Consider the following 24,293-nt stretch of genomic DNA (forward strand, 5'->3'; position numbering starts at 1 on the left):
CCCCGGTCAGTCCAGCGCGGGTGTGGCCGACTCCCCGGGCCCGCGGTCCCGCGCGCCCTCACGCGTGCGGCCCGCGGCCACCGTCCGGCGCGGGTTGCGGCGCAGGTACTCGCCCTCGAGCCGGGCCATGCGCTCGTTGTGGGTGCTGAGCGCGTCGTTCGAGCCGTGGAGCAGCGTTTCGTGCCGGGTGCGATGGATCGTCTCCAGCTCTTTCATGAGCTGCTGGTCGTCCAACCTGGTGGGGTCGACTCCGGTCATGGTGGTACCCCGCTCGTCGTGTTCGTTCATGCGCTTCGGGTACCCGCCCGGCAAGCATTACCGCACTGCCCCCGAGCGGCATCCGGGAGGGAACCCATGGATCTCGCCTTTCTGCATCCACTCTACGAACATCCCGGCCCCTGGGCCTCCGTGTACGTCGACGCCCCCCGCCCCACGGAGGACACACTCCACGAACGGCATCTCGCGGCGGTCGCGGTCGCCCGCGAGCTGTCCACGCAGGGGGCCGACGAGGAGACCTGCGTGGCCGTGCGGGAGGCGATCGAGGAACTGCAGCACTCGTCCGAACCGCACGGCCGGGCCCTCTTCGCGCGGGCCGGCGAGGTCGTCCTGGACCCGGCGCTGACCACGTCCCCCGAGGGCAGTCTGGTCCGCTGGGCCCCGCTGCCGCACACCGCGCCGCTGCTGGAGCTGGCCGGCGAGGACCCGGTGTGCGTGGTGGCGTACGTCGACCGCAAGGGCGCCGACTTCGAGCTGCGCGGGGCGCTCGGCCGGCAGGGCGCCGGGTCGGTCACCGGCAAGCAGTGGCCCGTCCACCGGACCACCAGCTCCGACTGGTCGGAGCGGCACTTCCAGCTGCGGGTGGAGAACACCTGGGAGCACAACGCGGCCGAGATCGCCGACGCGCTCGCCGTGTGCCAGGAGGAGACCGGCGCCGACCTGCTGATCCTGGTCGGTGACGAGCGGGAGAAGCGGTCCGTGCACGAGCGGCTGCCGAAGCGGCTGCAGGACCGGGTCGTCGAGGCCGAGCACGGCGCCGGCAGCCGACTGCTCGACGAGGACGTGGAACAGGCCCGTTCCGAGCATGTACGGCAGCGCGCGGAGCGGGAGCTGGAACGGTTCCTCGCGGCCCGCACACCGGGCGACGACGGGCAGCCCGGAGCCGTGGAGGGCGTGCCCGCGCTGGTCGCGGCGGCGCGCGAGCACCGTATCGACGAGCTCCTGATCCGCCCGGACGGGCCGGACGCGCACCGCGAGGTGTGGGTCGGGGAGGACCCGGACCAGCTGGCGGTCCGCCGCACGGATCTGAAGATCCTCGGCGAACAGAACTCCTGGTCGGCCCGGGCGGACGACGCGCTGATCAGGTCGGCGGTGGCGACGGGGGCTCCGGCTCTCTCGGTGACACCGGCGGGTGACGAGGCCCCGGTGGGCGGTCTGGGCGCCCTGCTGCGCTGGGCCTGAGACGCCTGGGACGGGCCCGGTGACCTGCGGTTACCGGGCCCGTTCCACGCGTCGCTCGTCCCACACCGGCTCCGCCGTCTCGCGCACCCGCCCGTCCGAGCCGAAGACCAGGTACCGGTCGAAGGAGCGCGCGAACCAGCGGTCGTGGGTGACCGCGAGGACCGTGCCGTCGAAGGCCTCCAGGCCCTCCTGGAGGGCCTCCGCGGACTCCAGGTCAAGGTTGTCCGTGGGCTCGTCCAAAAGGAGCGCTGTGACGCCCTGGAGCTCCAGGAGGAGGATCTGGAAGCGGGCCTGCTGGCCGCCGGAGAGCCGGTCGAAGCCCTGCTCGGCCTGGCCGGTCAGCTCGTAGCGGCGCAGCCGGGACATCGCGGCGCCCCGGTCCTGGGCGTGCTCCTTCCAGAGGATGTCGAGAAGGGTGCGGCCGAAGAGCTCGGGGTGGGCATGTGTCTGCGCGAAGTGCCCGGGCACGACCCTCGCCCCGAGCTTCCACTGCCCCGTGTGCGCCACGGTGGAGTCCCCCGCCAGCAGCCGCAGGAAGTGCGACTTGCCGGAGCCGTTGGAGCCGAGGACGGCGACGCGTTCGCCGTAGAAGACCTCCAGATCGAAGGGCTTCATCAGGCCTGTCAGTTCAAGTCCCGTGCAGGTGACGGCCCTTACACCGGTACGGCCGCCCTTGAGCCGCATCTTGATGTCCTGCTCGCGCGGCGGCTCGGGCGGCGGGCCGGCCTCCTCGAACTTGCGCAGCCGGGTCTGGGCCGCCTGGTAGCGGGAAGCCAACTCGTGGCTGATGCTGGCCGCCTGACGGAGATTCAGCACCAGCTTCTTGAGCTGCGCGTGCTTCTCGTCCCAGCGTCGGCGCAACTCCTCGAAACGGGCGAAGCGTTCGCGCCGCGCCTCGTGGTACGTGGCGAAACCGCCGCCGTGCACCCAGGCGTCCGCCCCGGCGGGCGAGGGCTCCACCGACACGATCTTCTCGGCGGCCCGGGAGAGCAGCTCCCGGTCGTGGGAGACGAAGAGGACCGTCTTGCGGGTCTCCTTCAGCCGCTCCTCCAGCCAGCGCTTGCCGGGCACGTCGAGGTAGTTGTCCGGCTCGTCGAGCAGCAGCACCTGGTCCGTGCCGCGCAGCAGCGCCTCCAGCACCAGCCGCTTCTGCTCACCGCCGGACAGGGTCCGCACCTGCCGGAACTGCGCCTTGTCGTACGGCACCCCGAGCGCGGCCATGGTGCACATGTCCCAGAGCGTCTCGGACTCGTACCCGCGCACCTCGGCCCAGTCGGAGAGGGCCTGCGCGTACTTCAGCTGGGCGGCCTCGTCGTCGACGGTCATGATCAGGTGCTCGGCCCGGTCGACGGCCTGCGCGGCCTCCCTGATCCGCGGCGGCGCGACCGACACGAGCAGGTCCCGTACGGTCGTCTCGTCCCGTACGGACCCCACGAACTGGCGCATCACCCCGAGGCCGCCACTCACGGTGACCGTCCCGCCGTGCGGTTTCAGCTCGCCGGAGATCAGCCGCAGCAGGGTGGTCTTGCCGGCGCCGTTGGGCCCGACGAGGGCCACGACGGCCCCTTCCCCCACCCGGAAGGACACGTCGCCGAGCAGCGCCCTCCCGTCGGGGAGGTAGTACTCGAGGTGCGCTGCTTCCAGATGTCCCATGGGGCGCATTGTCGATGCGAGGACACCACCTGGGCAAACGCTTATGGCTTGGTACCGGGCAAGGGGTGCAGGGGCGTGGCGCATGCCCGCCGGTTGCGGGTACCCGACCCACCATGAGCCCAGACGTAGACCTCACCGCCCGCCGCCCCGGCCCCCTGCGCGACCGCCTCCTCGCCCTGGACTCCCGTCTCTTCGAGTTCGCGGCCGGCCGGAACTGGCCCGCGGCCGAGCCGGTCCTCCCCCGGCTGAGCAGAAGCGCGAACCACGGCGTGCTCTGGTTCGCCACCGCCGCCGCGATGGCCGCGAGCCGCACCCCGCGCTCCCGCCGCGCGGCAGCCCGGGGCCTGGCCTCCCTGACCCTCGCCTCCCTGACCATCAACACGCTCGGCAAGCGCTCGGTCCGCCGCACCCGCCCCGTCCTGGACCCGGTCCCCCTGGTCCGGCAGCTGAAGCGGCAGCCGATCACGACCTCGTTCCCCTCCGGCCACTCCGCGTCGGCGGCGGCCTTCGCGACCGGTGTCGCGCTGGAGTCCCCGACCTGGGGAGCCGCGGTGGCCCCGATCGCCTGGTCGGTCGCGCTCTCCCGCGTCTACACCGGTGTGCACTTCCCGAGCGACGTCCTGGCCGGCGCGGCGCTGGGCGCGGGCGCCGCGTTCGCCGTACGGGGCCTGGTGCCGACGCGCGCCCAGGTCGTGCCGCCGGCCCGGCCCCGCGCGCAGGTGCCGGCGCTGCCGGACGGCGAGGGTCTGGTGATGGTGGCGAACACCGCGTCGGGCACCGCCGAGCGGGTGCGCGCCCTGCACGACGGGCTGCCGCTGGCCGAGATCGTCGAGTGCGAACCGACGGACGTGCGGGCCGAGTTGGAGAAGGCGGCGGCCCGCGCCACGGTGCTCGGCGTGTGCGGCGGCGACGGCACGGTCAACGCGGCCGCCGAGATCGCCCTGCGCCATGGCGTGCCGCTCGCGGTACTGCCCGGCGGCACCCTGAACCACTTCGCCTACGACCTCGGCGTGGAGGGGGCGCGGGACCTGACCCGGGCCGTCCGGCAGGGCGAGGCCGTGCGCGTGGACGCGGGCCGGTTCAGCGGCGACGGCCGCGAGGGTGTCTTCGTCAACGCGTGCAGCCTGGGCGTGTATCCGGAGCTGGTGCGCGAGCGGGAGCGCTGGTCGCGCCGGATCGGCGGCTGGCCTGCCGGGGTGGTCGGGGCGCTGCGGGTGCTGCGGGCCGACCGGCATCCGCTGGAGGCCGGGTTCCGGGGCCGGACCAGGCCGCTGTGGCTGCTGTTCGTCGGCAACGGCACCTACCACCGGATGGGGCTCACCCCGGGCCGCCGCACCGACCTCGCCGACGGACAGTTCGACGTGCGGGTCGTGCACGGCGGACGCCGGCCCGCGCTGCGTCTGCTCGCCGCCGCGGTGGCGGGTCCCCTGACCCGCTCCCCCGCCCATGCGGCGGTCCAGGTGGGGCGGCTGCACCTGTCGGGTGTCGCGCCGGGCACGCTCCTCGCCTACGACGGTGAGGTGACCGAGGTGGAGGGCGAGGTGACGCTGGAGAAGCTGCCGGAGGCACTCACCGTGTACCGCCCGCTCCCCAGGAACTGATCACCCGTCAGTCCACATGGCAATACGCAGGTCTCACCATTCGACATGCGGGCGTACGGTTCCGAGTACCGACGCAGTTGTCGAGAAGGGGAGATCAGCCATGTCGAAACCGCGGGAGACCGCCGTCTACACGCACGGCCACCACGAGTCCGTGCTGCGCTCGCACACCTGGCGCACCGCCACCAACTCGGCCGCCTACCTGCTCGGTTCACTGAAGCCCCACATGAAGATCCTGGACATCGGCTGCGGGCCCGGCACGATCACCGCCGACCTGGCGGCCCTGGTCCCGGACGGACATGTCACCGGCGTCGACCACGCGCCCGGCATCCTGGACCAGGCCCGCGCCACGGCCGCCGAGCGGCATCTGACGAACGTCGACTTCGCGGTCGCGGACGTGCACGCCCTGGACTTCGAGGACGACACCTTCTGCGTGGTCCACGCCCACCAGGTGCTGCAGCACGTCGGGGACCCGGTGCGGGCGCTGCGCGAGATGAAGCGGGTCACCAGGCCGGGCGGACTCATCGCGGTACGCGACTCGGACTACGCGGCCATGACCTGGTACCCGGCCTCCGAGGGGCTGGACGACTGGCTGGACCTGTACCGCCGGGTGGCCCGGGCCAACGGCGGTGAGCCGGACGCCGGGCGGCGGCTGAAGTCCTGGGCGCTGCGGGCGGGCCTGACGGACATCACGGCGAGCTCCGGCACCTGGACCTACTCCACCGCCGAGGAGCGGGAGTGGTGGAGCGGGCTGTGGGCGGACCGCACGGTGGCCTCGACCTACGCGCAGCGGGCCACCGAGGGCGGCCACGCCACCGCGGAGCGGCTGCGGGCAGTCTCGGAGGCCTGGCGGGACTGGGGCACGAAGGACGACGGGTGGTTCTGTGTGCTGCACGGAGAGATTCTGTGCCGAAAGGAAGTCTGAAACGCAGATTCCGGGAAACTCAGAATGCAGGAGGTTCACATTATGATTGCCATCCTGCTCGTGCTGCTTCTGGTGCTGATTCTTTTCGGTGCCGGATTCGCACTGAAGATTCTCTGGTGGATCGCACTGGCTGTGCTCGTGCTGTGGTTGCTGGGGTTCCTGATGCGTGGGACGACATCGGCCGGAAGCAGGGGTCGTTGGTACAGGTGGTGACATTCCCGGGAATTCATTCCCGGGGAAGCAACGGTCCCAGCGGCCCGAGGTCCAGGTTCAGGTCCTCGGGCCGCAGTCCGTACCGCTCGCGCAGTTCGGTCATGCGGTCGTCGAGGAGCATCAGGGTGAGCCCGATCCGCTCCTCCTGCTCCTCGCTCAGGTCGCCCTCGTCGAACCGGCGCAGCGCCTGGCGCTCCATGAGCTGCCGCAGCAGCTCCACGACGGTCAGCACGAGCTTGACCAGGTCACGCTCGACCGTGTCGGGCTCCAGGTCCAGCCGGTTGCGTCGGGTCGTCACAGCAACTCCTCCCATGGTGAGGGGACTTGAGCGTTGACCGAGCTGATCAGCGCGTTCAGGTCGATGCGGACGAGGTCGACGTCCGCGATGCGCAGCGTGATGTCCCCCGTGATGACGACCCCGCCGGCCAGCAGCCGGTCGAGCAGGTCGACGAGGGCCACCTCCCGGCGTTCGATGACGGTCACGGCTGCTGTTCCTCCCCCGCGAAGGAATAGGCCGCCCAGGGCCCTGTGAGTTCCACACGCATTCCCGGGACGTCGTCCTTCGTCCGGTCCACCAATTCCACGAATTCCTCGGACTCGCTGCGCGGTACAAGATAGGCGGCATTCAGAACATTCTGTCCTGAGGCCCCGGAAAGCGTGGGGTTCTGCGGGGCGTGCAGCCGTGCGTTCTCGGCGTACGCGGAAAGCTTTTCGTGCAGCCGGGTCGCGAAGGCCTCCGCCTGCTGCCACCTGTCCTCGTGCGAACGCACCCGCTGGCGCCGCTGCCGGAGATAGTCCCGGCCCGAGACCGGCTTGTCCGGCGTCTCGGTGGTCTCCGCACGGGCCGGGGACTCCGTCTCGACGTACACCTTGACGCCCCACTCCACCCGGCCCTGAAGCCGGTCGAGGGTGCGTCGGAAGCCTTCCTCGCGTGCCTCGATCATCACCCGCACGCCGCTGTCGTCAACGGAAGACGGTGCCGAGCCGGAGCGGCAGCGGGGTGGTGACGACGGTGAGCGCGTCGATCACGCTCTGGTGCGCGCGCACGGTCGTGGTCAGCCAGTCCAGGTCCTCCAGATGCCTGCGGAGCGGCTCCTCGGCGAAGTCCCGCTCCGGCACATGACTGACGACGGCCACCAGGCCGTGGTGGTGCAGCAGTCTGGGCGGGTCACCGGCAACCCCGGCCAGCTGGGCCTGCAGCGGGGTGCCGAAGGGCCGGCAGACGGCGTACACGTACCGCAGTCCGGTCATGAACTCTCCTCCTCGGCACGGCGGCTGGGCTCCAGCTCCTCCAGGCGCGCGAGCCGCTCGCGCAACTCGGCGTTCTCCCGGGTCAGTTCGTCACGGCGGGCGCGGGTGGACAACGCCGGGTCGTCCTCCCACCAGTCGATGCCCATCTCCTTGGCCTTGTCGACCGAGGCGACGATGAGCCGCAGTTTGATCGTGAGCAGCTCGATGTCGAGAAGGTTGATGCGGATGTCTCCCGCGATGACGATGCCTTTGTCCAGCACGCGCTCCAGGATGTCGGCCAGGTTGGCACCGCTCCCCTGGCCGTAGGGATCCGGGAGCCGGCTGGGCATGCTCATCGTCGGCTCCCGCCCTCGGCGTGCTCGTATTCCTCTTCCTCTTCCTCGGGCACGTCTTCCTCGTCCGCGGGTGCCTCGGCCTCGGCCTCCTCCTCGGGCTCCTCCTCGTCTTCCTCGTCGTACTCCTCGTACTCGTCCTCGGGCTCGCCCTCGTCCTCGGTCTCGTCCTCGGCGTACGGGCCTTCCTCTTCTTCCTCTTCCTCGGTGCCCTCGGCCTCTTCCTCCTCCGCCACCGCGTCCTCGTGGCTCTTGACGACCTCGCCGTCCTCGATCTCGCCGCGCCAGCCGTCCTCCGCCTCTCCCTTGAGGGTGATGAAGCGGGCGAAGTGCTTGAGGTCCAGCCGGGCCCGGCGGCCCTGGGCGCGCCAGATGTTGCCGGTCTTCTCGAACAGGCCCTGGGGGTAGTACTCGATCACCAGCAGGACGCGGGTGAGGTTGTCGGCGAGCTTGTGGAAGGAGACGACGCCCTTGGTCGTGCCCTTGGCGCCCTCCGACGTCCACTGGATCCGCTCGTCGGGGGTCTGGTCGGTGGTGGTCGCCTTCCAGCCGCGACTGGACCAGAAGATCTTCATCTGCCAGTCGGTGTGGGTGTCGTCGGCGCGGCTCGCGCTCTTGACGCCCTTCGCGAAGGTGGAGAAGTCCTGGTACTGGGTCCACTGGTCGTAGGCGGTGCGCAGCGGCACGCCGACGTCGATGAACTCGATGATCACCGTGGGCTTCTGGCCCGCGCGGCCCTTGCCCTTGCCCTTGCCCTTGCCGCCGCCGAGGTTCTTCAGCGCGCCGACCACGTTGTCCTTCGCGCGGGTGGCTCCGACCTCCAGCGCGGAGCGCAGCGGTCCCTTGCCCTGGGCGAGCTTGCGGCCGCCGTCGAGGGCGAGCTTGGCGAAGCCGGGGCTGTTGCCCTCGGCGATGTCGTTCAGCTTGCCGGTGGTCTCGCCCAGCTTGCGGCCGACGCCGACCAGCATGCGCTGGGCCTGCGCGGAGACGTACTCCTGCAGCTCGGCCTTGAGCCGGTCGGCGGCCTCACTGTGGGCCACGTCGGTGAGCGGGTTGTTCTTCGCCTTGTCAGTCGCCTTGCCGGCGGATCCGAGCGTCTCGGTCATCACTCACCGCCTCCCTTCGGCAGCCGGGCCCGGGCGCCTCGGCCGGCCCCGCCGCCCGCGGTCGCCTTCCTGGCGGCCGTCTTCTTCGCCGTGGTCTTCTTGCCGGCAGTACGGCCCTGGCTCTGCGCCGTCTTCTTCGCGGGCGGCTTCCGGCCCGGCGCCTTCTGCGCGGTCTTCTTGGCGGGGGCCTTCCTGGCGGTCCTCTTCGCCGCGGCCGGAGCCTCGTCCTGCTCGTCCCCGGCCTCGTCCGCCTCGTCGTCCTCGCGCTCGTCCGAGGGCTCCTCGTCCGCCTCGGCCTCCGTGTCCCCAGTCTCCTCCTCGCGGGGCTCCTCGTCGCCCTCGGACTCCTCGTCCTCGGAGAGGCCCGGCACCTCCGGCACCACGCCCGAGAGCTGGTCGCGGACCTCGGCGGTACGGCCGTGCAGCCGGTCGGCGATCGCGTCGATCTGCCGCTCCACCATGGCACCCGAGGCCGCCTTGCCGACGCCTCGCAGGTCCTCGCGGAGCGTGTCGCCTATCTCCTTGAACTGCGGGTTCTTCAGCAGTTGCTGGGAGACCAGGTCAGCCACGGCCTTCGGGCTCAGGTGCATCCGCTTGCCGGCCACGAGGGTGCCGACGGCGAACGCGAATTTCAGTTTCTTCGTACGTCCGAGGACGTATCCGGCCCCTATCGCGAGGCCCATTCCCACTCGGTTCATCGTGTCGTCCCGTCGCCAGTCCCCGCGCCACCGCGCAGGCCGATCTCCAGTCGTTCGAGGAGCTCGTCCTCCTGTCGGTCGAATTCCTCCTCGTCGATCTCGCCCGCCTCGAGTCGCTCCTCGAGCTGGGCGAGTTCGGCCCGGACCGTGGCCGGGTCGTAGTAGAGGCGCTCGGCTTCGTTCAGCACCTGTCTGATCACCCAGGCACTGCCGCGTACCGGGGCGAACGGCAGCAGCAGCACCTCTCCGATGAGACCCATGGCCGCCTCACTCCTCCGCGTGGTCGATGCCGACCTTGGTGCCCGCGGGTTCGGCCGGGCCCGGGTCGACGAAGCTGTACGGCGGCAGCGGGCCGTTGACCCGCAGGTCGAGGTGCGGATGGTCCTTGCGCAGCTGGTCCACCGTCTCCAGGAAGGACGCCGCCGCGTCGCGCTCCACGAGGAAGGACACGTTGGCGAGCCAGCCGGAGGACTCGGGGCCCACGCTGATCGCGTCGGCGACCGGTTCCAGGGCGCGCTGCACCTCGCCGGCGTCCTCGGCCTCGCGGGCCTTGACCGCGGCCACGACCATCTCGCCGAGCCGGAGACGCTCGTCGTAACTGCCGCCGCCCGCCTTCCGGTTGGCCTCGGTCACGGCGCGGATCTCCGGGTTGTCGGACATCACTCGGTGCAGTACGGCCTCTTCGTCGTGCGTGGCCTTGACGTTGTACTCGACCTTGCCGTCGAGGGTCCGCAGGCGCTCCTTGTAGTGCTCCTGGCGTTCCGCGAGCACCCCGGTGACGGTGCCGTCGTCGGGCGCCACGCTGCCGAACCGCATGGGCAGGATGCAGCCGCCCGCGCCCGCCTCGCTCAGGACGTTCTGGTGCGCGAGGAGGTCACGGCGCTTGGGGCGCAGGCCTTCGGGGGAGTCACTGACGATGGCCGCCAGATCGCCCTCCGTCAGCACCCGTACCGGAAGCGCGGGGTCGCCGACCCCTCCCAGGCCCTCGGGCAGCGCGGGGTGGGAGGCGGCAGTGATGCCGTACACATACGTGCTCACTCCTCTTCCTCCTTCCGGCGCGCGGACGTCGTCTTGCGGGCTCGCGGCCTGGACTCCGTCTGGCCCTCCTCACGGGCCTGCTTGAAAGCACCGGAGATGGTCTCGGCGGCACCGGAGAGCGCTCCCTTGGACTTGCCGCGGGCGCCGGACTCGGTGATCTCGCCGACCAGGTCGGGCAGGCCGGGGTCCTTGCGCGGCCCGGCCTCCAGGTCCAGCCGGTTGCACGCTTCGGCGAAGCGCAGATAGGTGTCCACGCTGGCCACGACGACCCGGACGTCGATCTTCAGGATTTCGATGCCGACCAGGGAGACCCGTACGAACGCGTCGATGACGAGACCCCTGTCGAGGACCAGTTCCAGAACGTCGTAGAGGCCGCTGGAGCCGCCTCCGCCACCGCCCTGTTGTGCCGGGACAACGGTCATGTCGACCGCGCCTCCTTTTCTGTGTGCTGGTGAACGGATGTCTGTGCGGCGGAGCGGTCTAGCGGCCGCCCTGCCTTTGTGCGTCCGAGCGCCCGCGTTCGTAACGGCGAACGCGCCGATAGCCGGTGAGCTGTCCTTCCGGGTCGAGTTCGACCTGGTAGCTCGCCATGAGGCTCATCGTGTCGGGCACGCGGGTCAGCTCGAGGACCTCGATCTCGAGCGCCCAGCCGCCCTCCGTCTGTTCGAAGGACGACACGTTCTCGGCGGTCATGCCGGTGAGCTCGGCCAACTGGGCGCGCGCGTTGCGCAGCACCTCCATGGGCTTGGGCCGCCGGTTCTCCGCCACGTTCTCGTCCGTGTCCTCTTCTCTCCCTTTGCGGGAGTTGCGTGAATCCTGTGATTCGGATGAGTTTTTTGTGTTCGACATGGCACCTCTCACCTCGGGTGGCCGCTCGTTCCTTCGCCAAACCTTCAAGAGCGCATCAAGGCGTTCAACCTGCGCCGGGCGGGCCCGAGGGCGCGCCTTTTGGCCATGACCTCGGCCCACGGGTTGGTGCGGGCCTGTTCGACCGCGTCGGCGATGGTCCAGCGGCGGGCGTCCAGGCCCGGGTCGTCCAGCTGGTCCCAGGCCATCGGGGTGGCCACGGGAGCGCCGGGTTTCGCCCGTACGGTGAAGGGTGTGACGGCGGTCTGCGCGTAGGCGTTGCGCTGTATGTCGAGGTAGAGGCGGTCGCCGCGGTCCTTCTTGCGGGCGGCGGTGGTGAGCCGGTCGGGGTGGCCGGCGACCAGGGTGTCGGCGACGTCCTTGGCGAACTGACGGACCTCGTCGAAGTCGTGCCGGCCGTTGAGCGGCACGATGACGTGCAGCCCGCGCGAGCCGGTGGTCATCAGCGCCGAGGGCAGGTTCAGCTCGTCGAGGAGTTCCCCGAGCAGCCAGGCCGCCTCGCGCACCAGGGCGAAGTCGTCGTCCCCGGCCGGGTCGAGGTCGAAGACCATCCGGTCGGGCTGCTCCACACTCCCGACCCGGGACAGCCAGCGGTGCAGGGTGAGGGAGGCCTGGTCGGCGAGGTACAGGAGGGTGGCGGTGTCGTCACAGACGGTGTGGCAGACGGTGCCGCCCTCCTTCGGCACCTCGACGCGGCCGATCCACTCCGGGTAGGAGTCCGGGGTGTTCTTCTGCATGAAACGGGGGCCGGTGACACCGTCCGGATGCCGTTCCAGCATCAGCGGACGGCCCCGCAGGTGCGGCAGCATGAAGGGCGCCACGGACCGGTGGTATTCGACGAGATCGCCCTTGGTGTACTCCTTGGCGCCGTCGCCGCCGGGGAAGAGCACCTTGTCCGGCCGGTGCACCTGGACGGTGAGCTTCCCCGCCCGTACGGTCCGCACGTCGTCCCCGGTCATGGCACGATCGCCTGCTCCACCAGCAGCCGGCCGGCGGCCGCGATCGACTCGGCGTCGATGCCCGCGGCGTGCAGCTGCTCCTCGGGCGAGGCCGAGCCCGGCATCGTACGGACGGCCAGGCGCACCAGGCGCGGTACCGGCCGGCCGTCGGCGAAGGCGTCGAGGACGGCGTCGCCGAGACCGCCCTCCTCGCGGTGGTCCTCCACGGTCAGCAGGCAGCCGGTGTCCTCGGCGGCCTGCCGCAGGGTGGCGCGGTCGACGGGCTTGACCGAGTACAGGTCGACGACCCGGACGCGGATGCCCTCCTGGTCCAGCGCCTCGGCGGCCTTCAGCGCCTCGTGCACGGTGACGCCCGCGGCGACGACCGTCAGCCGGTCGCTCTGGGAGAAGCGCAGCACCTTGCTGCCACCGATCGGGAAGTCCTCGTCGGGGCCGTAGATCACCGGGCTCTCGCCGCGACCCGTGCGCAGATAGCGGATGCCGTCCAGGCCCGCCATCTCGGCGACCAGGTGGGCGGTCTGGTTGGCGTCGCACGGGTACAGCACGGTCGAGCCGTGCACCGCCCGCATCATCGCCAGGTCCTCCAGGCCCATCTGGCTGGGCCCGTCCTGCCCGATGGCCACGCCCGCGTGCGAGCCGACCAGGTTGATGCCGGCCCCGCTGATGGAGGCCATGCGCACGAAGTCGTAGGCGCGCGTGAGGAAGGCCGCGAAGGTGGCGGCGTACGGCACCCAGCCGCGCGCGGCGAGTCCCACGGCGGCCGCGACCATCTGCTGCTCGGCGATGTAGCACTCGAAGTAGCGGTCGGGGTGTTCCTTGGCGAAGAACTCGGAGCGGGTGGAGTCACCGACCTCGCCGTCGAGGGCGACGACGTCACCGCGTCCGGTGCCGAGGGCGGTGAGGGCCTGCCCGTAGGCGTTCCGGGTCGCCACTTCGTCACCGGTGTCCCATCGGGGCAGTTCCAGGTGCCCGGAGCGGACGGCGTGCAGCATGCGGGCGGCCGGCGGCTCGTGCACCTGGACCCGGAGGTCGCGCACGCCGCCGAGCTCCTCGATGGCGTCGTCGGCGTTCTTCAGCGGCTTCCCGTGCAGCCCCTCGCGGTCCTCGACGTCGGCGACGCCCTTGCCCTTGAGGGTGCGGGCGAGGATCGCAGTGGGCTGGCCCTTGGTGGACTCCGCCTCGCCGTACGCGCGGTCGACGGCGTCCACGTCGTGGCCATCGACCTCGACCGTGTGCCAGCCGAAGGCCTGGAAGCGGCGGGCGTAGGCGTCCAGGTCGTGGCCGTGCCGGGTGGGGCCGCGCTGGCCGAGCCGGTTGACGTCGACGATCGCGGTGAGGTTGTCGAGGTGTTCGTGACCGGCGTGTTCGGCGGCCTCCCAGACCGAACCCTCGGCGAGTTCGCTGTCGCCGCACAGCACCCACACGCGGTAGCCGGTGCGGTCCAGCCGCTTCCCGGACAGCGCGATGCCGACGCCCACCGGCAGTCCCTGACCCAGCGATCCGGTCGCCGTCTCGACCCAGGGCAGCTTGCGCGGCGTCGGGTGTCCTTCGAGGCGGCTGCCGAGCTTGCGGAAGCTCAGCAGCTCCTCGTCGTCCACGGCGCCGGCCGCCTTGTACGCGGAGTACAGCAGCGGCGAGGCGTGGCCCTTGGACAGCACGAAGCGGTCGTTTCCGGGGTGTTCGGGGCGGTCGAAGTCGTAGCGGAAGTGGTTCGCGAGGAGTACGGCCATCAGGTCCGCGGCGGACATCGAGGAGGTCGGGTGCCCGGAGCCCGCGGCATCTGCGGCGCGCACACTGTCCACGCGCAACTGCTGGCCGAGTTCGACGAGTTCACCGGTGTTCATGAGTCTCCTTCTGCGGGGTCCGCGTCGGTGCGCTTGACGGGGCCGGGGGCTTGAGCCGGCTCACCGTCGGGTTGGGGTTTGGCGGGCTTGGGACTGGGCTGGTTCTTGGCGGGCTCGGGGGCGGGCTGGGTCTTCGCCGGTTCACCGCCGGGCTGGTTCTTGGCTGGCTCGGGCGCCTTCTGCTCAGGCGACTTCTGTTCTCGCGCCTGCCGCTCCGGCGACTCCTGCTCAGGCGCATTCCGCTCGGGCCCCCGCCGTTCAAGCAACTCCTGCTCGGACACCTGCCGTTCAAGCGCATCCCGTTCAGGCGCCAACGGCTGAGGCGGGTCCTGCTCAGGTGCCGTCCGCTCGGGCGCATTCGGCGCCGGGCCCCACCGCACCGGCGACTCCTGCTCAGGCCCCCGCCACTCAGGCAACTCCTGCTCGGCCGCCTCGCGTGCCTTCGCCTCCGAGATCACCGCCTCGCCCGCGCTCGCCACCTCGGTCGGCTCCACCGCGGCCACCCCCGGCTCGGCCTGCTCCACCGCGGGCGCGGCCGGCTCGGTCGCCCTCCGCCCCGGCCTCGTCTCCTGCTCCGTCGCGGCCCCGGGTCCGGAGCGTGCGTCGGCCTCCTGGCGGGCCCGCGGTCGTCCCGGGACCCGTGCCAGCTCCGGCGAGGCCGTGTCCAGCGGTACCGACCAGGACCGTACGAGGCCCAACTGGACGGCCTGGCGCGGGAGTACGGTGTCCAGCAGCCAGTCGGCGGCGACCCGGACGCGGTTGCCCGGCATCGCGGCGAGGTGGTAGCCGCGGGTGACGGCACCGGCCGCGAAGCCGGACAGCGGCACGCCCAGCGGATTCGCGGCGGCCTTCACTCCGCCGAGGTCCACGACGAAGCCGAGGTCCCGGTGTTCGTAGGGGCGGCGCACACCGGCTCCCAGGGAGGCGGCGATATTGAGGGCCGCCGTACGTCCCTGCCGCCAGGCGTGCTGCGCCGTCATCGGCGTGAACTGCCCCGGATTCTCCAGATCGGGCACCGCGGCCGCGTCGCCGCACGCGAACACCTCGGGCCGCCCCGGTACTTGCAGGTTCGGATCGACGAGCAGCCGGCCGCGCTCCATGGGCAGCCCGAGTGATTCGGCGAGCGGATCGGGCCGTACGCCCACGCACCACACCAGCGACCGTGTCTCGACGAACTCGCCGTCGGTCAACAGCACTCCGTCCGGCGTGGCCTCCTTCACGGAGGTGCCCATCCGCACCTCCACACCCCGTTCCCTGAGCGTGCGGTCGGCGGTGCGGGAGAGATGCACGTCGAGCTCGGGCAGGACCCGCTCCGCGATGTCCAGGAGGAGCCAGCGCGGCCGCATGCCCTTCCGCAGCGGATGCCTGCGCACCTGCGCGTCGGTGAACAGCTGTCCGTGCGCGGCGACCTCGGTGCCCGTGTAGCCCGCGCCGACGACGACGAAGGTGCACCGGGCGGCGCAGGTCGCGGCATCGTCGGCGGCCGCGGCGAGTTCCACCTGCCGGGTCACGTGGTCGCGCAGGTACAGCGCCTCGGGCAGACCGCGGAAGCCGTGCGCGTGCTCGGCGACCCCGGGGATGGGCAGCAGCTTGTTGACGCTGCCCGCGGCCAGCACCAGCCGGTCGTAGCCGAGCGTGCCGCCTGCGCCCTCCGGGTCGGTGTAGTGGACGGTGCGTGCGTCCAGGTCGATGCCGTCGGCCTCGCCGAGCACCAGCCGCACCCGGGGCAGGGTGTCGGAGAGGGAGACGGTCACCCGCCGGGGTTCCAGGATCCCGGCGGCGACCTGGGGCAGCAGGGGCAGATACAGGAAGTAGTCGGTCGGGTTCAGCAGGGTGATGTCGGCCTTGCCGCGGGCCTTTCGGGACAGTTCCTTGGCCGTCCGGTACCCGGCGAAGCCGGCACCGACGATCACGATGCGGGGTCGACTCACGGTTCGCCTCCGGGGCTGTCGCGTACCTCGGGAGCCTTCCGCGTCCCCCTGGCCAGGGCGCCCAAACGCCGGTTTCCGTACGGGCCGCCGGGTACTCGGACGAAGCCACCTAGTCATGGAGCCGACGGAGGTACCCCATGCCCGAATACGGCTATTTCCTGTCGTGCGAGGAGTTCGGTCCCGCGGAGCTGGTCGAACAGGCGCGGATGGCGGAGCAGGCGGGCTTCAGCTCGCTGTGGATCTCCGACCACTACCACCCGTGGAACGACGCGCAGGGCCAGAGCCCCTTCGTCTGGTCGGTGATCGGCGCGCTCTCGGAGGCGGTGTCCCTTCCGATCGAGACGGCCGTGACCTGCCCGACCGTGCGGATCCATCCCGCTGTGGTGGCGCAGGCCGCGGCGACCTCGGCCGTGATGACGAACGGCCGCTTCCGCCTCGGCGTCGGCTCCGGGGAGGCCCTCAACGAGCACGTCCTCGGCCATGTCTGGCCGCCCGCGCACATCCGGCTGGAGATGCTGGAGGAGTCGATCCAGGTGATGCGGCGCCTCTTCACGGGCGAGGAGGTCAACCACCACGGCACGCACTACACGGTGGAGAACGCCCGCCTCTACACGATCCCCGACGAGCCGGTCCCCATCGACATCTCCGGCTTCGGCCCGACGGCCACGGCGCTCGCGTCCCGGGTCGGCGACGGCTACATCACGATGACGCCCGACGAGTCGATGGTCGAGCAGTTCCGCAAGGGCGGCGGGGCCGGGAAGCCGGTCATCGGCGGTACCAAGGTCTGCTACGGCGTCGACCGGGACGAGTGCGTCCGTACGGTCCGCAAGCTGTGGTTCAACCAGTTCCTGCCCGGCGAGATGGCCCAGATCCTGCCCTCACCGAGCCATTTCGAGCAGCTGGAGCCGCTGGTCACCGAGGAGATGGTGCGCGAGAAGGCGGTGTGCGGGGACGACGTGGACGAGCACATCGCCACGCTGAGCGCGTTCGCCGACGCGGGCTTCGACCGCGTCTACGTCAACCAGATCGGACCCGACCAGCGCGGCTTCTTCGACTTCTACCGTACGAAGGTGCTGCCCCAGCTCCAGCAGGGGTGAACGATGAAACTCCTCAGGCCGGTCGTCTCGGTGTACACGGTGCCGACCGACGCCCCCGAGGCCGACGGCACGCTGTCCTGGGACACCACGACCATGGTGATCGTCGAGGTGACGACGGGTGACGAGACCGGCACGGGCTGGACCTACGGCCCGGCCGCGGTCGGTGACTTCCTCACCGAGCAGCTCGCCCCGCTGGTCGAGGGCCGCAGCGCGCTGGACATCCCGGCGCTGCACGAGGCGATGTGCCGTTCGGTCCGCAACGCGGGCCGCCCCGGCATCGCGGGCTGCGCGATCTCGGCCCTCGACATCGCCCTGTGGGACCTGAAGGCCCGCCTCCTGGAACTCCCGCTGGCACGCCTGCTCGGCGTCGCCCGCGAACGCGTTCCCGTCTACGGCAGCGGCGGCTTCACGACGTACCACGACACGCATCTGGCCGCGCAGCTCAACGGCTGGGTGCACGGTCAGGGCATTCCCCGCGTCAAGGTGAAGATCGGCGAGAGCTGGGGGCGCGCGGTCTCCCGCGATCTGTCGCGGGTCCGCACGGCCCGCGAAGTCATCGGCCCGGACGCGGAGTTGTACGTCGACGCGAACGGCGCGTACACCCGCAAGCAGGCGATCCGGGTGGGCAACGCCCTGGTGGAGCACGGCGTCGGCTGGTTCGAGGAGCCGGTGTCCTCCGACGACCTGACCGGTCTGCGCCTGGTCCGCGACGCCCTGGTCTGCGATGTCACGGCCGGTGAGTACGGCTACGACCTCCCGTACTTCGCCCGCATGATCACAGCCGGCGCGGTGGACTGTCTCCAGGTGGACGTGACCCGCTGCGGCGGCATCACGGAGTTCCTGCGCGCGGCTGCCCTGGCCCAGTCCCACGGCCTGGAGATCTCCACCCACTGCGCCCCGCACGCGCACGCTGCGGCGGCCGCCGCGATCCCCAACATCCGGCACCTGGAGTGGTTCCACGACCACGTCCGCATCGAGGACATGTTCTTCGACGGGGCACTGGACCCGACGGGCGGCACGGTCCGCCCGGTGGCGGGAGTGGGACACGGCCTCACGCTGCGCACGGACGAGGTGGAGGAGTACCGGGTGGCCTGAACCCCGCGACCCCCCACCGCACGACCGGCCCGCGTCGGGGCTCAGGCCCGACGCCGCAACCCGGCGGTCACCGCGGCGCCCAGCCCACCGGCAGCGGCGGCCACGAGCATGCGTCCCCGGTTCCGGGACAGCCAGTCCTGCGGGCTGGAGGACACAGCCTCCTCGTCGAACCGCCCGTGCGCCCCGAAGTCCCGCCCGTGCGGCCCGTCCGCGGGCACCCACAGGTTCCCGGGACCGCCGTGCTCCCCCTCTTCCTGCTGTGCCTCGACGTTGGTGCGGGCGAGGTAGCGGTCCAGCGCCCCCGGCGCGACCGCGTTGGCGATGAGCGTGGCCACCGTGGACCCGCCGACCCAGTACTCCCGCCGCCGCGCGTGGAAGGCCGCGTGCACGATCGCGCGAGCGGCGACCTCCGGCTGATACACCGGCGCCACGGGACGTGCCCGCCCCGGCATCCGGTTCAACACCCAGTCGAACTGGGGGGTGTTGACGCCCGGCAGCTGCACCATCGTCGTACGGACTCCGCTGCGCGTGTGGAGCAGCTCGCACCGCAGGGACTCGTTGAAGCCCTGGATGGCGTGCTTGGCTCCGCAGTACGCCGACTGCAGCGGAATGCCCCGGTAGGCCAGCGCGGATCCCACCTGCACGATGGACCCGCGGTCCCGTGGCAGCATGTGGTGGAGGGCGGCCCGGGTGCCGAACACATAGCCCAGGTACGTCACTTCGGTCACCCGCCGGAACTCGTCCGGCGTGATCTCCGTGAACCTCGCGAAGACCCCGGAGAAGGCGTTGTTGACCCAGACGTCGAGGTGCCCGAAGGCATCCACGACCTGCTGGGCCGCGTCGTCGACCGCCTTGGAGTCGGCCATGTCGACGCTCACGACGAGCGCCTCACCGCCCACCTGCTGCACCTCGTCGGCGGCTGCCGCGAGGCCCTCGCGGCCCCGGGCCAACAGGGCGACCCGGGCCCCGCGTTCGGCGAAGGCCCGGGCCGTGGCCCGTCCCACACCGCCGCTGGCCCCGGTCACCACGACGACCTTGCCGCGCTTCACGCCCGTTCCTTCCGTGCGTCGCGCACCACGCGTCACGCCCGGTGGTGCGGCTGCTCGGGATCGATGTCGTCCTGCCGCGGCGCCGCGGCCGGTTCCGGGGTGCCCGGTGCCCCGGGGGCGACCGGCGGCATGGGCGGATACGGCGTCCCGAGCCCGCTCGGCGGCGCGGCCACCGGTGCGGTTGCGTCGGCGGCCCCGCCCTTTCCGGCCACCGTCTCCCCGGCCGTGGGCCGGGATCCGGCGGGCCTGGCGGCACCGCGCAGCACATAGGCCACGGCCCCCAGGATCGCGGCGGTGATCAGCGCGGCGGCCCAGTCGGGCAGCCCGAGAGCGAGGGCGAGGCCCACGGCCAGTGCCAGGGCCGCTCCCGCGTACAGCGCGACGGCACCGGACGCGGCGTACAGCATGGCCGTACGGCGCTGCTTGCGCGTCTGCTCGCGCAGCTCGTCCCGTACGGTCTCGCGCGCCACCTGCGCCAGCTCGTCGACCAGATGCTTGTCCAGATGCTCCAGGTGATCCAAGCGCTCCATGGCCGCCGGGTACCCGCACAGGCGTGCGCATAACGCCGGGGTCATCTGTGCGGTGCGGGCGGTCGGGTCGGGAGGATCGCGTGAAACGATCTCCGCGGCCCGGCCGCCGCAATTAGGCTCGTCCGCATGGACATTCTGGGAACCACGCTGCGTGTCTGTGTCGACGACCTGGAGGCCGCGGTCGTCTTCTACGAACGGCTGGCGGGCGCCAAGGCTCTCCGTTTCGAGCGCGGCGGCGTCCAGGTGGCCGCGGTGGGCTGCTTCCTGCTGATGAGCGGTCCCGAGGCCGAGCTGGAGGTACTGCGCAAGGTCGCGGCGACCATCGCGGTGAAGGACGTCGACGAGGCCAACCAACTGCTCAGCGAGCTGGGCGCCCGCGTCATCGCCGGTCCCGTGCCGACGCCCGTGGGCCGCAACCTGATCGCGATGCATCCGGACGGCGTGGTGTACGAGTACGTGGACCGCAACGTGAGCTAGAGGGACCGGATCCCTACGTCTCGGACCGCATCCGGAAGTCGTGGAGCGGCGGCAGCGCTTCGTCGCTGACACGGCTCCACAGCTCACCGATCGCCTCGACGCCCTCCCGCGGATCGGCGACCTCGAAGCCCTCGATGATGGTCCGGGGCCTCCCTGCAGTTACTGGCCGTACCCACCTGACCAGGTCGTTAAGGCGTCCACGACGATGTCGGTGAGCAGCGCGCCGGCCGTGCCCTCGGGGTCCAGATCAGGGTCGTAGATGGTGATGTTGAGGCCGGCACAGGAGGGGGAGGCGAGCAACGGCCGCAGCAGCGAGGTGAGTTCGCCGGGCAGCAGTCCCTCCGGGTCGGGGCTGTCGACGGCGGGCATGACGGACGGGTCGAGGACGTCGGCGTCCAGGTGTACCCAGAAGCCGTCGATCTCGGGGATCTCGAAGGCCTGGGCGGTGGCCCGGGCGAGGGCGTCGGCGCCCCACTCCCGGAGGTCGCCGAAGGTCACGACCGGGATCTTCAGGGCGGCGAGTTCGGCCCGGTCCTCCTCGAACTCGTCACGGATCCCGAAGAACCGCGCGTCCTCGTCCCGCAGATAGGGCCGCAGGCCCTCCAGGTTCGTCAGGTCCTCCTGCCCGCGCCCGGTGGCCGGCGCGACCTCCTCGCCGCCCGCCGCGCCGATCCGGTCGGAGTTGCCGGTGTGCCGGAAGTCCGGCGAGGCGTCGATCGCGGCCAGGCCGTAGCGTCCGACACGGCGCAGGGCGAGCGAGGCGCCGAGCTGGATGGAGCAGTCGCCGCCGAGGACGACGGGGAGATCCCCGGCGCGTACATGGCCCTCGATGCGGTCGGCGAGCCTGACGGTGTACGAGGCGATCGCGGCGGCGTTGAAGACGCCGTCCCCCTCCTGCCAGTCCCCGCGGTCGTAGCGCGGCGGCACCACCACCCCGCCTTCCAGGGCGTGCAGCCTCCCCCACTGCCTCAAAGGCGTGGGGGGACCCCCAGCACGATCCGCTGCTCACGCAGAGCGCCGGCGAGCTTGTGGCGGCCGGGCACGGTGCCGGGGGCGGGCGGGCGCAGGCCGAGGTTGGAGGGGGCGTCCAGCACGACGATATTCCGCATGCGGATCATCCTCGCCGACGTACAGTCGACCGTCCGCGGAGATTGACGAGGGAGCGACAGTGAGTGAGCAGCACACCTACCGGGTGATCGTGCGCGGAACCTGGGACGGGCTCACCGACGAGGCCCGCGCCCGGCTGCTCGCCGAGGCGGCGGAGCACGGCATGGCGAGCATGCGGTTCACCGAGGAGGGCTCGCTGTCGTACGAGCCGGCGCCGCTGAAGCACTTCTCGATGCGGTACGTGGTGGTCTCGGACGCGGCGGACGGCGAGGAGATGGCGGGGGCGATCGCGGAGGACCGCGCCGAGGGCACGCTGCGGGATCTCGGTTACGGCTTCCGGGACCTGAAGTCGACGGTCACGGACCTCGACACCATGAAGATCAACCGGAAGCCCGCATCTCGGCGGTGATGGCCCAGCGCTCGTGGTCCCGCCAGTCCCCGTCGATGTAGATCATCTTCGGTGAGAAGCCTTCGAGCCGGAACCCGCAGCTTCGGGCGAGGGCGAGGGAAGCGGCGTTCCGGGGCTGCGCGTTGATCTCGAGGCGGTGCAGCCGCATCGGGCCGAAGGCGTGGTCGACCACGAGGTTCAGCCCCTCGCGCATCAGCCCGCGCCCGGCGGCGTGCGCGAAGGCGCCGTAGCCGAGGGCCCCGCACTGGAAGCCGCCCTCGACGATGTTGTTGATGTTGATGTACCCGGCGATGGCCCCGTCGCCCCGCTCGCCGTCCTTCTCGCAGACCAGGAACCCCGCTTTGGTCCGGTCCTCGATCAGCCGGCCGGCGTAGGCGAGATAAGCGCTCTCGCTGTCGGGCGGGAACAGCCACGGCTGGTGGAGTTCTTTGCTCTCCCGGGCCCGGGCGGTGAACTCGGCGCCGTCCTCGTAGGTGAAGTGGCGTATGCCCACGCGGGGGCCTTCGGCGAGATAGCGGGACGTGGTGTGCGGCATTGCGCCAGCCTACGGCGACCCTAACTGCGGCGTTTCATGAAGTACGCCCCGCACAGGGCGCCGATGAGGGCGGTGGCGAGCAGAGCCGTCCACAGGGGCATCGTCACCTCGGGGACCAGCAGTCGGATCCTCGTCGCCCGGGTGTTCTCGAAGATGAAGGTCAGGGCGAGGACGGCCAGCAGCAGGACGACCGCCCTGGCGGGCGTCACCGCCCCGCTCCTGCCCTTGGTGGTGCCGCCTGCGGAGGTCTTCGGGCTCATGCGACCAGGGTGAGCCCGAAGCCTTGGTCACGCACGGTGAGAGCTGCCCTCCGGGTGACTCACCGTCCCGCGACGGGCAGCTCCAGCACCCCGGCCCGCCCGGGCGCGCTCACCACGGTCACCGGCTTGATCCCCCGGTTCCCGAAGTAGGCGTCGTCGCTCGCCGCGATGACGAACTGGAGCCGGTGCCCCTGCTCGTAGCGGTGGACGACCCCCGGCAGGGTCACCGTGAACGGCTTCGTCACGTCGGGCACCCGGACCGGGGCGACCAGCCGGTGGGCGAGCGTCTTCGTGCCGTCCGGAGCGATGTCGTAGATCTTGGCGAACAGCACCAGCTTGTCGGCGGCGTCGCCCGAGTCCTGCGTCCGCTCGGCCTTCGCGGAGTGCACCTCGAGGGTGACCTTCGGGGCGCCGACGACGTCGAGGGCCCGGGGCAGCGGCGCACTGGTCCAGTCGGCGTAGGTGCCCGCGGTGTCGTACGGCGCCGGGTCCGGGAGGCCGATGACACCGTGCAGCGAACTCTCCGAATGGCTCGTGGGAACAAGCCGGTTGCTGTACGACCGGCTGCCCCACGCCACCTTCCTGCTGTTGTCGACGAGCTTGCCGTCCCCGGAGAGGTAGAGCCTTTGGCTGAGCGCGGGCAGGCGGTCGGCGGTGGCGTAGGTGCCGTTCGGGTCGGTGATCCAGTCGCGGTAGTAGGCGAAGGCCGGGCCCGTGTCGACGTTCCGCTGCCCGTGCAGGTACCGGTCGAACCAGGCGAGGATCCGCCGGCCCACGTAGCTGGTCTCCAGGTTGCCCTGGACGAGGTTGAGTTCACCGGCCGCCGGATCGGTGATCCCGCCGCTGTGCCCCCCGGACTGCCAGATCATCCTGGCGGTCGTGCCCTGCGCCTTGAGCGTCTTGTACGTCGCCGTCGCCTCGTTGAGATTGAAGAGACTGTCGGCCTGCCCCTGGACGAGCAGGGTGGGGGCCTTGACGCGGCTCAGGTACGACACCGGCGACACACTGCGCGAGTAGTCGAGCAGCTCGGCCGTGCGGGCCGCCGGGAAGCTCCCGGAGTTGAGCGTACGGACGGTGTCGCAGGCCTCGGTCACGAAGTGCAGACAGCCGAGGGAGTTGATCCGGGACGGGTCGAGGTTCACCTCGGTCAGCGGCTGGCTCTCGCCGATGAGGTAGAAGCCGTTGGCCCACTGCCACTTGAAGGCACCGGGGATGCTGCCGCCGCGCGTCGCGTTGTTGGGGGCCAGTGCGTACGCCAGGTCGTTCCAGGTGATCATCGGCACGAGCGCGTCCACCCGATGGTCCACGGCGGCGGTCGCCAGCTGGATCGCGCCCCCGTAGGAGCCTCCGATCATGCCGACCCGCGGGTCGCCCGGGCCGTCGAGGGTGACGAAGTCGGCCCGGGTCCCGTCGTCGGCGGCACGCTTCCCGCCCAGGAAGTCGATCAGCGCCGAGGCGGCCGTCCCGTCGATGCGCGGATCGTCGAGGGAGATCAGACAGCCGGACCTGCCGAAGCCGAGCCCCGACCAGGCGAGCGAGACATAACCGCGCTGGGCGAAGGCCCTGGCGGTGGCGTCCGTGGACCCGTCGGACTTGCTGCCGCCGAAGCCGTTGGTGGTGAGCACGGCGGGCGCCCGCCCCGAGCCAGAGGGGCGGTACAGGTCGGCGTCGATCGTGCAGGTGCGGCCGCCGGCCCGGACCGTGAACTTCAGCGCGCTGACGGTGTATTGGCCGGTCGCGGGGGCGGGGGTGGTGAGCGTGGCGCCGAGCAGGAGAGCGAGCGGGACGGAATGCCCGAGCACACGACGGAACACGGAGAGACCTCCACACTGACGACAACCCGAAACTTACCGACCGGTAG

27 protein-coding genes and 2 pseudogenes are annotated in these 24,293 nt (G+C 71.3%); 8 read left to right on the top strand and 21 right to left on the bottom strand.

Annotated features, from left to right (window positions below):
• Positions 1 to 6 precede the first annotated feature (6 nt).
• Entirely contained in the window at positions 7 to 288 is a 282-nt protein-coding gene (locus tag M2157_RS10535; protein WP_280861556.1) for a DUF6158 family protein, read from the bottom strand.
• A gap of 66 nt (positions 289 to 354) precedes the next feature.
• Here M2157_RS10535 and M2157_RS10540 point away from each other — a divergent pair, with 66 nt between their 5' ends.
• Positions 355 to 1,458: a Vms1/Ankzf1 family peptidyl-tRNA hydrolase gene (locus M2157_RS10540; protein WP_280861557.1), complete on the top strand. Its 1,104-nt coding sequence runs from the start codon at positions 355 to 357 to the stop codon at positions 1,456 to 1,458.
• Positions 1,459 to 1,488: 30 nt separating this feature from the next.
• Here the strand turns inward: M2157_RS10540 and M2157_RS10545 are convergent, their stop codons facing one another.
• A complete protein-coding gene (locus M2157_RS10545; protein WP_266510033.1) occupies positions 1,489 to 3,111 on the bottom strand; it encodes an ATP-binding cassette domain-containing protein in 1,623 nt (540 codons plus the stop codon).
• A 113-nt stretch (positions 3,112 to 3,224) separates the two neighbouring features.
• On the opposite strand from M2157_RS10545, the gene M2157_RS10550 reads away from it, so the two are divergent.
• The 3 genes from M2157_RS10550 (at position 3,225) to M2157_RS10560 (ending at position 5,847) form a co-directional block, all read left to right on the top strand.
• Entirely contained in the window at positions 3,225 to 4,712 is a 1,488-nt protein-coding gene (locus M2157_RS10550) for a bifunctional phosphatase PAP2/diacylglycerol kinase family protein (RefSeq protein ID WP_280865103.1), read from the top strand.
• A 100-nt stretch (positions 4,713 to 4,812) separates the two neighbouring features.
• The gene (locus tag M2157_RS10555; protein WP_280865104.1) at positions 4,813 to 5,634 is read left to right on the top strand and encodes a methyltransferase domain-containing protein; all 822 of its coding nucleotides are present in this window, start codon (positions 4,813 to 4,815) and stop codon (positions 5,632 to 5,634) included.
• A gap of 42 nt (positions 5,635 to 5,676) precedes the next feature.
• A complete protein-coding gene (locus M2157_RS10560; protein ID WP_057608401.1) occupies positions 5,677 to 5,847 on the top strand; it encodes a hypothetical protein in 171 nt (56 codons plus the stop codon).
• Positions 5,848 to 5,860: 13 nt separating this feature from the next.
• Here the strand turns inward: M2157_RS10560 and M2157_RS10565 are convergent, their stop codons facing one another.
• The 13 genes and pseudogenes from M2157_RS10565 to M2157_RS10625 form a co-directional block, all read right to left on the bottom strand.
• Positions 5,861 to 6,145 (bottom strand): gas vesicle protein K, encoded by a 285-nt coding sequence (locus tag M2157_RS10565; RefSeq protein WP_266391822.1) that lies wholly within the window; start codon positions 6,143 to 6,145, stop codon positions 5,861 to 5,863.
• Complete coding sequence (locus M2157_RS10570) at positions 6,142 to 6,330, bottom strand: gas vesicle protein (RefSeq protein ID WP_007385868.1); 189 nt, start codon at positions 6,328 to 6,330, stop codon at positions 6,142 to 6,144. Before M2157_RS10570 ends, M2157_RS10565 begins: the two co-directional genes overlap by 4 nt.
• Positions 6,327 to 7,098: pseudogene (locus M2157_RS10575) on the bottom strand (GvpL/GvpF family gas vesicle protein). Before M2157_RS10575 ends, M2157_RS10570 begins: the two are co-directional and overlap by 4 nt.
• Positions 7,095 to 7,433 (bottom strand): gas vesicle protein, encoded by a 339-nt coding sequence (locus tag M2157_RS10580; protein WP_057608233.1) that lies wholly within the window; start codon positions 7,431 to 7,433, stop codon positions 7,095 to 7,097. Before M2157_RS10580 ends, M2157_RS10575 begins: the two are co-directional and overlap by 4 nt.
• Positions 7,430 to 8,536 (bottom strand): SRPBCC family protein, encoded by a 1,107-nt coding sequence (locus M2157_RS10585; RefSeq protein ID WP_280861562.1) that lies wholly within the window; start codon positions 8,534 to 8,536, stop codon positions 7,430 to 7,432. The genes M2157_RS10580 and M2157_RS10585 overlap by 4 nt, the downstream gene beginning before the upstream one ends.
• On the bottom strand, positions 8,536 to 9,234 hold the full coding sequence (locus tag M2157_RS10590; protein ID WP_280861563.1) for a DNA primase: 699 nt from the start codon (positions 9,232 to 9,234) through the stop codon (positions 8,536 to 8,538). Before M2157_RS10590 ends, M2157_RS10585 begins: the two co-directional genes overlap by 1 nt.
• Positions 9,231 to 9,494 carry a gas vesicle protein GvpG gene (locus M2157_RS10595; protein WP_280861564.1) on the bottom strand — a complete coding sequence of 88 codons (264 nt, stop codon included), beginning with the start codon at positions 9,492 to 9,494 and terminating at the stop codon, positions 9,231 to 9,233. Before M2157_RS10595 ends, M2157_RS10590 begins: the two co-directional genes overlap by 4 nt.
• 7 nt (positions 9,495 to 9,501) lie before the next feature.
• On the bottom strand, positions 9,502 to 10,272 hold the full coding sequence (locus tag M2157_RS10600; RefSeq protein ID WP_280861565.1) for a GvpL/GvpF family gas vesicle protein: 771 nt from the start codon (positions 10,270 to 10,272) through the stop codon (positions 9,502 to 9,504).
• Positions 10,269 to 10,694 carry a gas vesicle structural protein GvpA gene (locus tag M2157_RS10605; RefSeq protein WP_280861566.1) on the bottom strand — a complete coding sequence of 142 codons (426 nt, stop codon included), beginning with the start codon at positions 10,692 to 10,694 and terminating at the stop codon, positions 10,269 to 10,271. The genes M2157_RS10600 and M2157_RS10605 overlap by 4 nt, the downstream gene beginning before the upstream one ends.
• 58 nt (positions 10,695 to 10,752) lie before the next feature.
• The gene (locus tag M2157_RS10610) at positions 10,753 to 11,121 is read right to left on the bottom strand and encodes a gas vesicle protein (protein WP_280861567.1); all 369 of its coding nucleotides are present in this window, start codon (positions 11,119 to 11,121) and stop codon (positions 10,753 to 10,755) included.
• Positions 11,122 to 11,165: 44 nt separating this feature from the next.
• Positions 11,166 to 12,098 carry a non-homologous end-joining DNA ligase gene (ligD, locus tag M2157_RS10615; RefSeq protein ID WP_280865105.1) on the bottom strand — a complete coding sequence of 311 codons (933 nt, stop codon included), beginning with the start codon at positions 12,096 to 12,098 and terminating at the stop codon, positions 11,166 to 11,168.
• Positions 12,095 to 13,942 carry a transketolase gene (locus M2157_RS10620; RefSeq protein ID WP_280865106.1) on the bottom strand — a complete coding sequence of 616 codons (1,848 nt, stop codon included), beginning with the start codon at positions 13,940 to 13,942 and terminating at the stop codon, positions 12,095 to 12,097. The genes ligD and M2157_RS10620 overlap by 4 nt, the downstream gene beginning before the upstream one ends.
• Positions 13,939 to 15,873, bottom strand: a complete 1,935-nt coding sequence (locus tag M2157_RS10625; RefSeq protein WP_280865107.1) for an NAD(P)/FAD-dependent oxidoreductase — start codon at positions 15,871 to 15,873, stop codon at positions 13,939 to 13,941. Before M2157_RS10625 ends, M2157_RS10620 begins: the two co-directional genes overlap by 4 nt.
• Positions 15,874 to 16,010: 137 nt before the next feature.
• Between M2157_RS10625 and M2157_RS10630 the strand changes: the two genes are divergently transcribed.
• Entirely contained in the window at positions 16,011 to 16,970 is a 960-nt protein-coding gene (locus M2157_RS10630) for an LLM class F420-dependent oxidoreductase (RefSeq protein ID WP_280861571.1), read from the top strand.
• A gap of 3 nt (positions 16,971 to 16,973) precedes the next feature.
• Positions 16,974 to 18,065: an enolase C-terminal domain-like protein gene (locus M2157_RS10635; protein WP_280861572.1), complete on the top strand. Its 1,092-nt coding sequence runs from the start codon at positions 16,974 to 16,976 to the stop codon at positions 18,063 to 18,065.
• A 41-nt stretch (positions 18,066 to 18,106) separates the two neighbouring features.
• On the opposite strand, the gene M2157_RS10640 is transcribed toward M2157_RS10635, so the two are convergent.
• Together M2157_RS10640 and M2157_RS10645 are read right to left on the bottom strand one after the other, a co-directional pair.
• Positions 18,107 to 19,114: an SDR family oxidoreductase gene (locus M2157_RS10640; RefSeq protein WP_280861573.1), complete on the bottom strand. Its 1,008-nt coding sequence runs from the start codon at positions 19,112 to 19,114 to the stop codon at positions 18,107 to 18,109.
• 32 nt (positions 19,115 to 19,146) lie between these two features.
• Complete coding sequence (locus M2157_RS10645; RefSeq protein WP_280865108.1) at positions 19,147 to 19,644, bottom strand: phage holin family protein; 498 nt, start codon at positions 19,642 to 19,644, stop codon at positions 19,147 to 19,149.
• A 126-nt stretch (positions 19,645 to 19,770) separates the two neighbouring features.
• On the opposite strand from M2157_RS10645, the gene M2157_RS10650 reads away from it, so the two are divergent.
• Complete coding sequence (locus M2157_RS10650; RefSeq protein ID WP_280863737.1) at positions 19,771 to 20,121, top strand: VOC family protein; 351 nt, start codon at positions 19,771 to 19,773, stop codon at positions 20,119 to 20,121.
• A gap of 159 nt (positions 20,122 to 20,280) precedes the next feature.
• On the opposite strand, the pseudogene M2157_RS10655 reads toward M2157_RS10650, so the two are convergent.
• A pseudogene (locus M2157_RS10655) lies at positions 20,281 to 21,230 on the bottom strand (arginase family protein).
• 59 nt (positions 21,231 to 21,289) lie between these two features.
• On the opposite strand from M2157_RS10655, the gene M2157_RS10660 reads away from it, so the two are divergent.
• Positions 21,290 to 21,637 carry a DUF6204 family protein gene (locus tag M2157_RS10660; RefSeq protein ID WP_266509988.1) on the top strand — a complete coding sequence of 116 codons (348 nt, stop codon included), beginning with the start codon at positions 21,290 to 21,292 and terminating at the stop codon, positions 21,635 to 21,637.
• On the opposite strand, the gene M2157_RS10665 is transcribed toward M2157_RS10660, so the two are convergent.
• The 3 genes from M2157_RS10665 to M2157_RS10675 are packed head-to-tail and all read right to left on the bottom strand — an operon-like array spanning position 21,609 to position 24,204.
• Positions 21,609 to 22,172, bottom strand: a complete 564-nt coding sequence (locus tag M2157_RS10665; RefSeq protein WP_280861575.1) for a GNAT family protein — start codon at positions 22,170 to 22,172, stop codon at positions 21,609 to 21,611. The genes M2157_RS10660 and M2157_RS10665 overlap by 29 nt on opposite strands.
• A gap of 20 nt (positions 22,173 to 22,192) precedes the next feature.
• A complete protein-coding gene (locus M2157_RS10670; protein WP_280861576.1) occupies positions 22,193 to 22,432 on the bottom strand; it encodes a LapA family protein in 240 nt (79 codons plus the stop codon).
• Between the two features lie 59 nt (positions 22,433 to 22,491).
• Positions 22,492 to 24,204 (bottom strand): CocE/NonD family hydrolase, encoded by a 1,713-nt coding sequence (locus tag M2157_RS10675; RefSeq protein WP_280868185.1) that lies wholly within the window; start codon positions 24,202 to 24,204, stop codon positions 22,492 to 22,494.
• Between the last annotated feature and the right edge of the window lie 89 nt (positions 24,205 to 24,293).

The sequence above is a fragment of the Streptomyces sp. SAI-127 genome, from assembly GCF_029894425.1.
In the GTDB taxonomy this organism is placed as follows: domain Bacteria; phylum Actinomycetota; class Actinomycetes; order Streptomycetales; family Streptomycetaceae; genus Streptomyces.

What these genes read in the sequence shown, in the direction of transcription:
- M2157_RS10535 (WP_280861556.1), bottom strand. Translation starts at nt 288, where the DNA reads ATGAACGAACACGACGAGCGGGGTACCACCATGACCGGAGTCGACCCC.
- M2157_RS10540 (WP_280861557.1), top strand. Translation starts at nt 355, where the DNA reads ATGGATCTCGCCTTTCTGCATCCACTCTACGAACATCCCGGCCCCTGG.
- M2157_RS10545 (WP_266510033.1), bottom strand. Translation starts at nt 3,111, where the DNA reads ATGGGACATCTGGAAGCAGCGCACCTCGAGTACTACCTCCCCGACGGG.
- M2157_RS10550 (WP_280865103.1), top strand. Translation starts at nt 3,225, where the DNA reads ATGAGCCCAGACGTAGACCTCACCGCCCGCCGCCCCGGCCCCCTGCGC.
- M2157_RS10555 (WP_280865104.1), top strand. Translation starts at nt 4,813, where the DNA reads ATGTCGAAACCGCGGGAGACCGCCGTCTACACGCACGGCCACCACGAG.
- M2157_RS10560 (WP_057608401.1), top strand. Translation starts at nt 5,677, where the DNA reads ATGATTGCCATCCTGCTCGTGCTGCTTCTGGTGCTGATTCTTTTCGGT.
- M2157_RS10580 (WP_057608233.1), bottom strand. Translation starts at nt 7,433, where the DNA reads ATGAGCATGCCCAGCCGGCTCCCGGATCCCTACGGCCAGGGGAGCGGT.
- M2157_RS10585 (WP_280861562.1), bottom strand. Translation starts at nt 8,536, where the DNA reads ATGACCGAGACGCTCGGATCCGCCGGCAAGGCGACTGACAAGGCGAAG.
- M2157_RS10590 (WP_280861563.1), bottom strand. Translation starts at nt 9,234, where the DNA reads ATGAACCGAGTGGGAATGGGCCTCGCGATAGGGGCCGGATACGTCCTC.
- M2157_RS10595 (WP_280861564.1), bottom strand. Translation starts at nt 9,494, where the DNA reads ATGGGTCTCATCGGAGAGGTGCTGCTGCTGCCGTTCGCCCCGGTACGC.
- M2157_RS10605 (WP_280861566.1), bottom strand. Translation starts at nt 10,694, where the DNA reads ATGACCGTTGTCCCGGCACAACAGGGCGGTGGCGGAGGCGGCTCCAGC.
- M2157_RS10610 (WP_280861567.1), bottom strand. Translation starts at nt 11,121, where the DNA reads ATGTCGAACACAAAAAACTCATCCGAATCACAGGATTCACGCAACTCC.
- ligD (WP_280865105.1), bottom strand. Translation starts at nt 12,098, where the DNA reads ATGACCGGGGACGACGTGCGGACCGTACGGGCGGGGAAGCTCACCGTC.
- M2157_RS10620 (WP_280865106.1), bottom strand. Translation starts at nt 13,942, where the DNA reads ATGAACACCGGTGAACTCGTCGAACTCGGCCAGCAGTTGCGCGTGGAC.
- M2157_RS10630 (WP_280861571.1), top strand. Translation starts at nt 16,011, where the DNA reads ATGCCCGAATACGGCTATTTCCTGTCGTGCGAGGAGTTCGGTCCCGCG.
- M2157_RS10635 (WP_280861572.1), top strand. Translation starts at nt 16,974, where the DNA reads ATGAAACTCCTCAGGCCGGTCGTCTCGGTGTACACGGTGCCGACCGAC.
- M2157_RS10645 (WP_280865108.1), bottom strand. Translation starts at nt 19,644, where the DNA reads ATGGAGCGCTTGGATCACCTGGAGCATCTGGACAAGCATCTGGTCGAC.
- M2157_RS10650 (WP_280863737.1), top strand. Translation starts at nt 19,771, where the DNA reads ATGGACATTCTGGGAACCACGCTGCGTGTCTGTGTCGACGACCTGGAG.
- M2157_RS10665 (WP_280861575.1), bottom strand. Translation starts at nt 22,172, where the DNA reads ATGCCGCACACCACGTCCCGCTATCTCGCCGAAGGCCCCCGCGTGGGC.
- M2157_RS10670 (WP_280861576.1), bottom strand. Translation starts at nt 22,432, where the DNA reads ATGAGCCCGAAGACCTCCGCAGGCGGCACCACCAAGGGCAGGAGCGGG.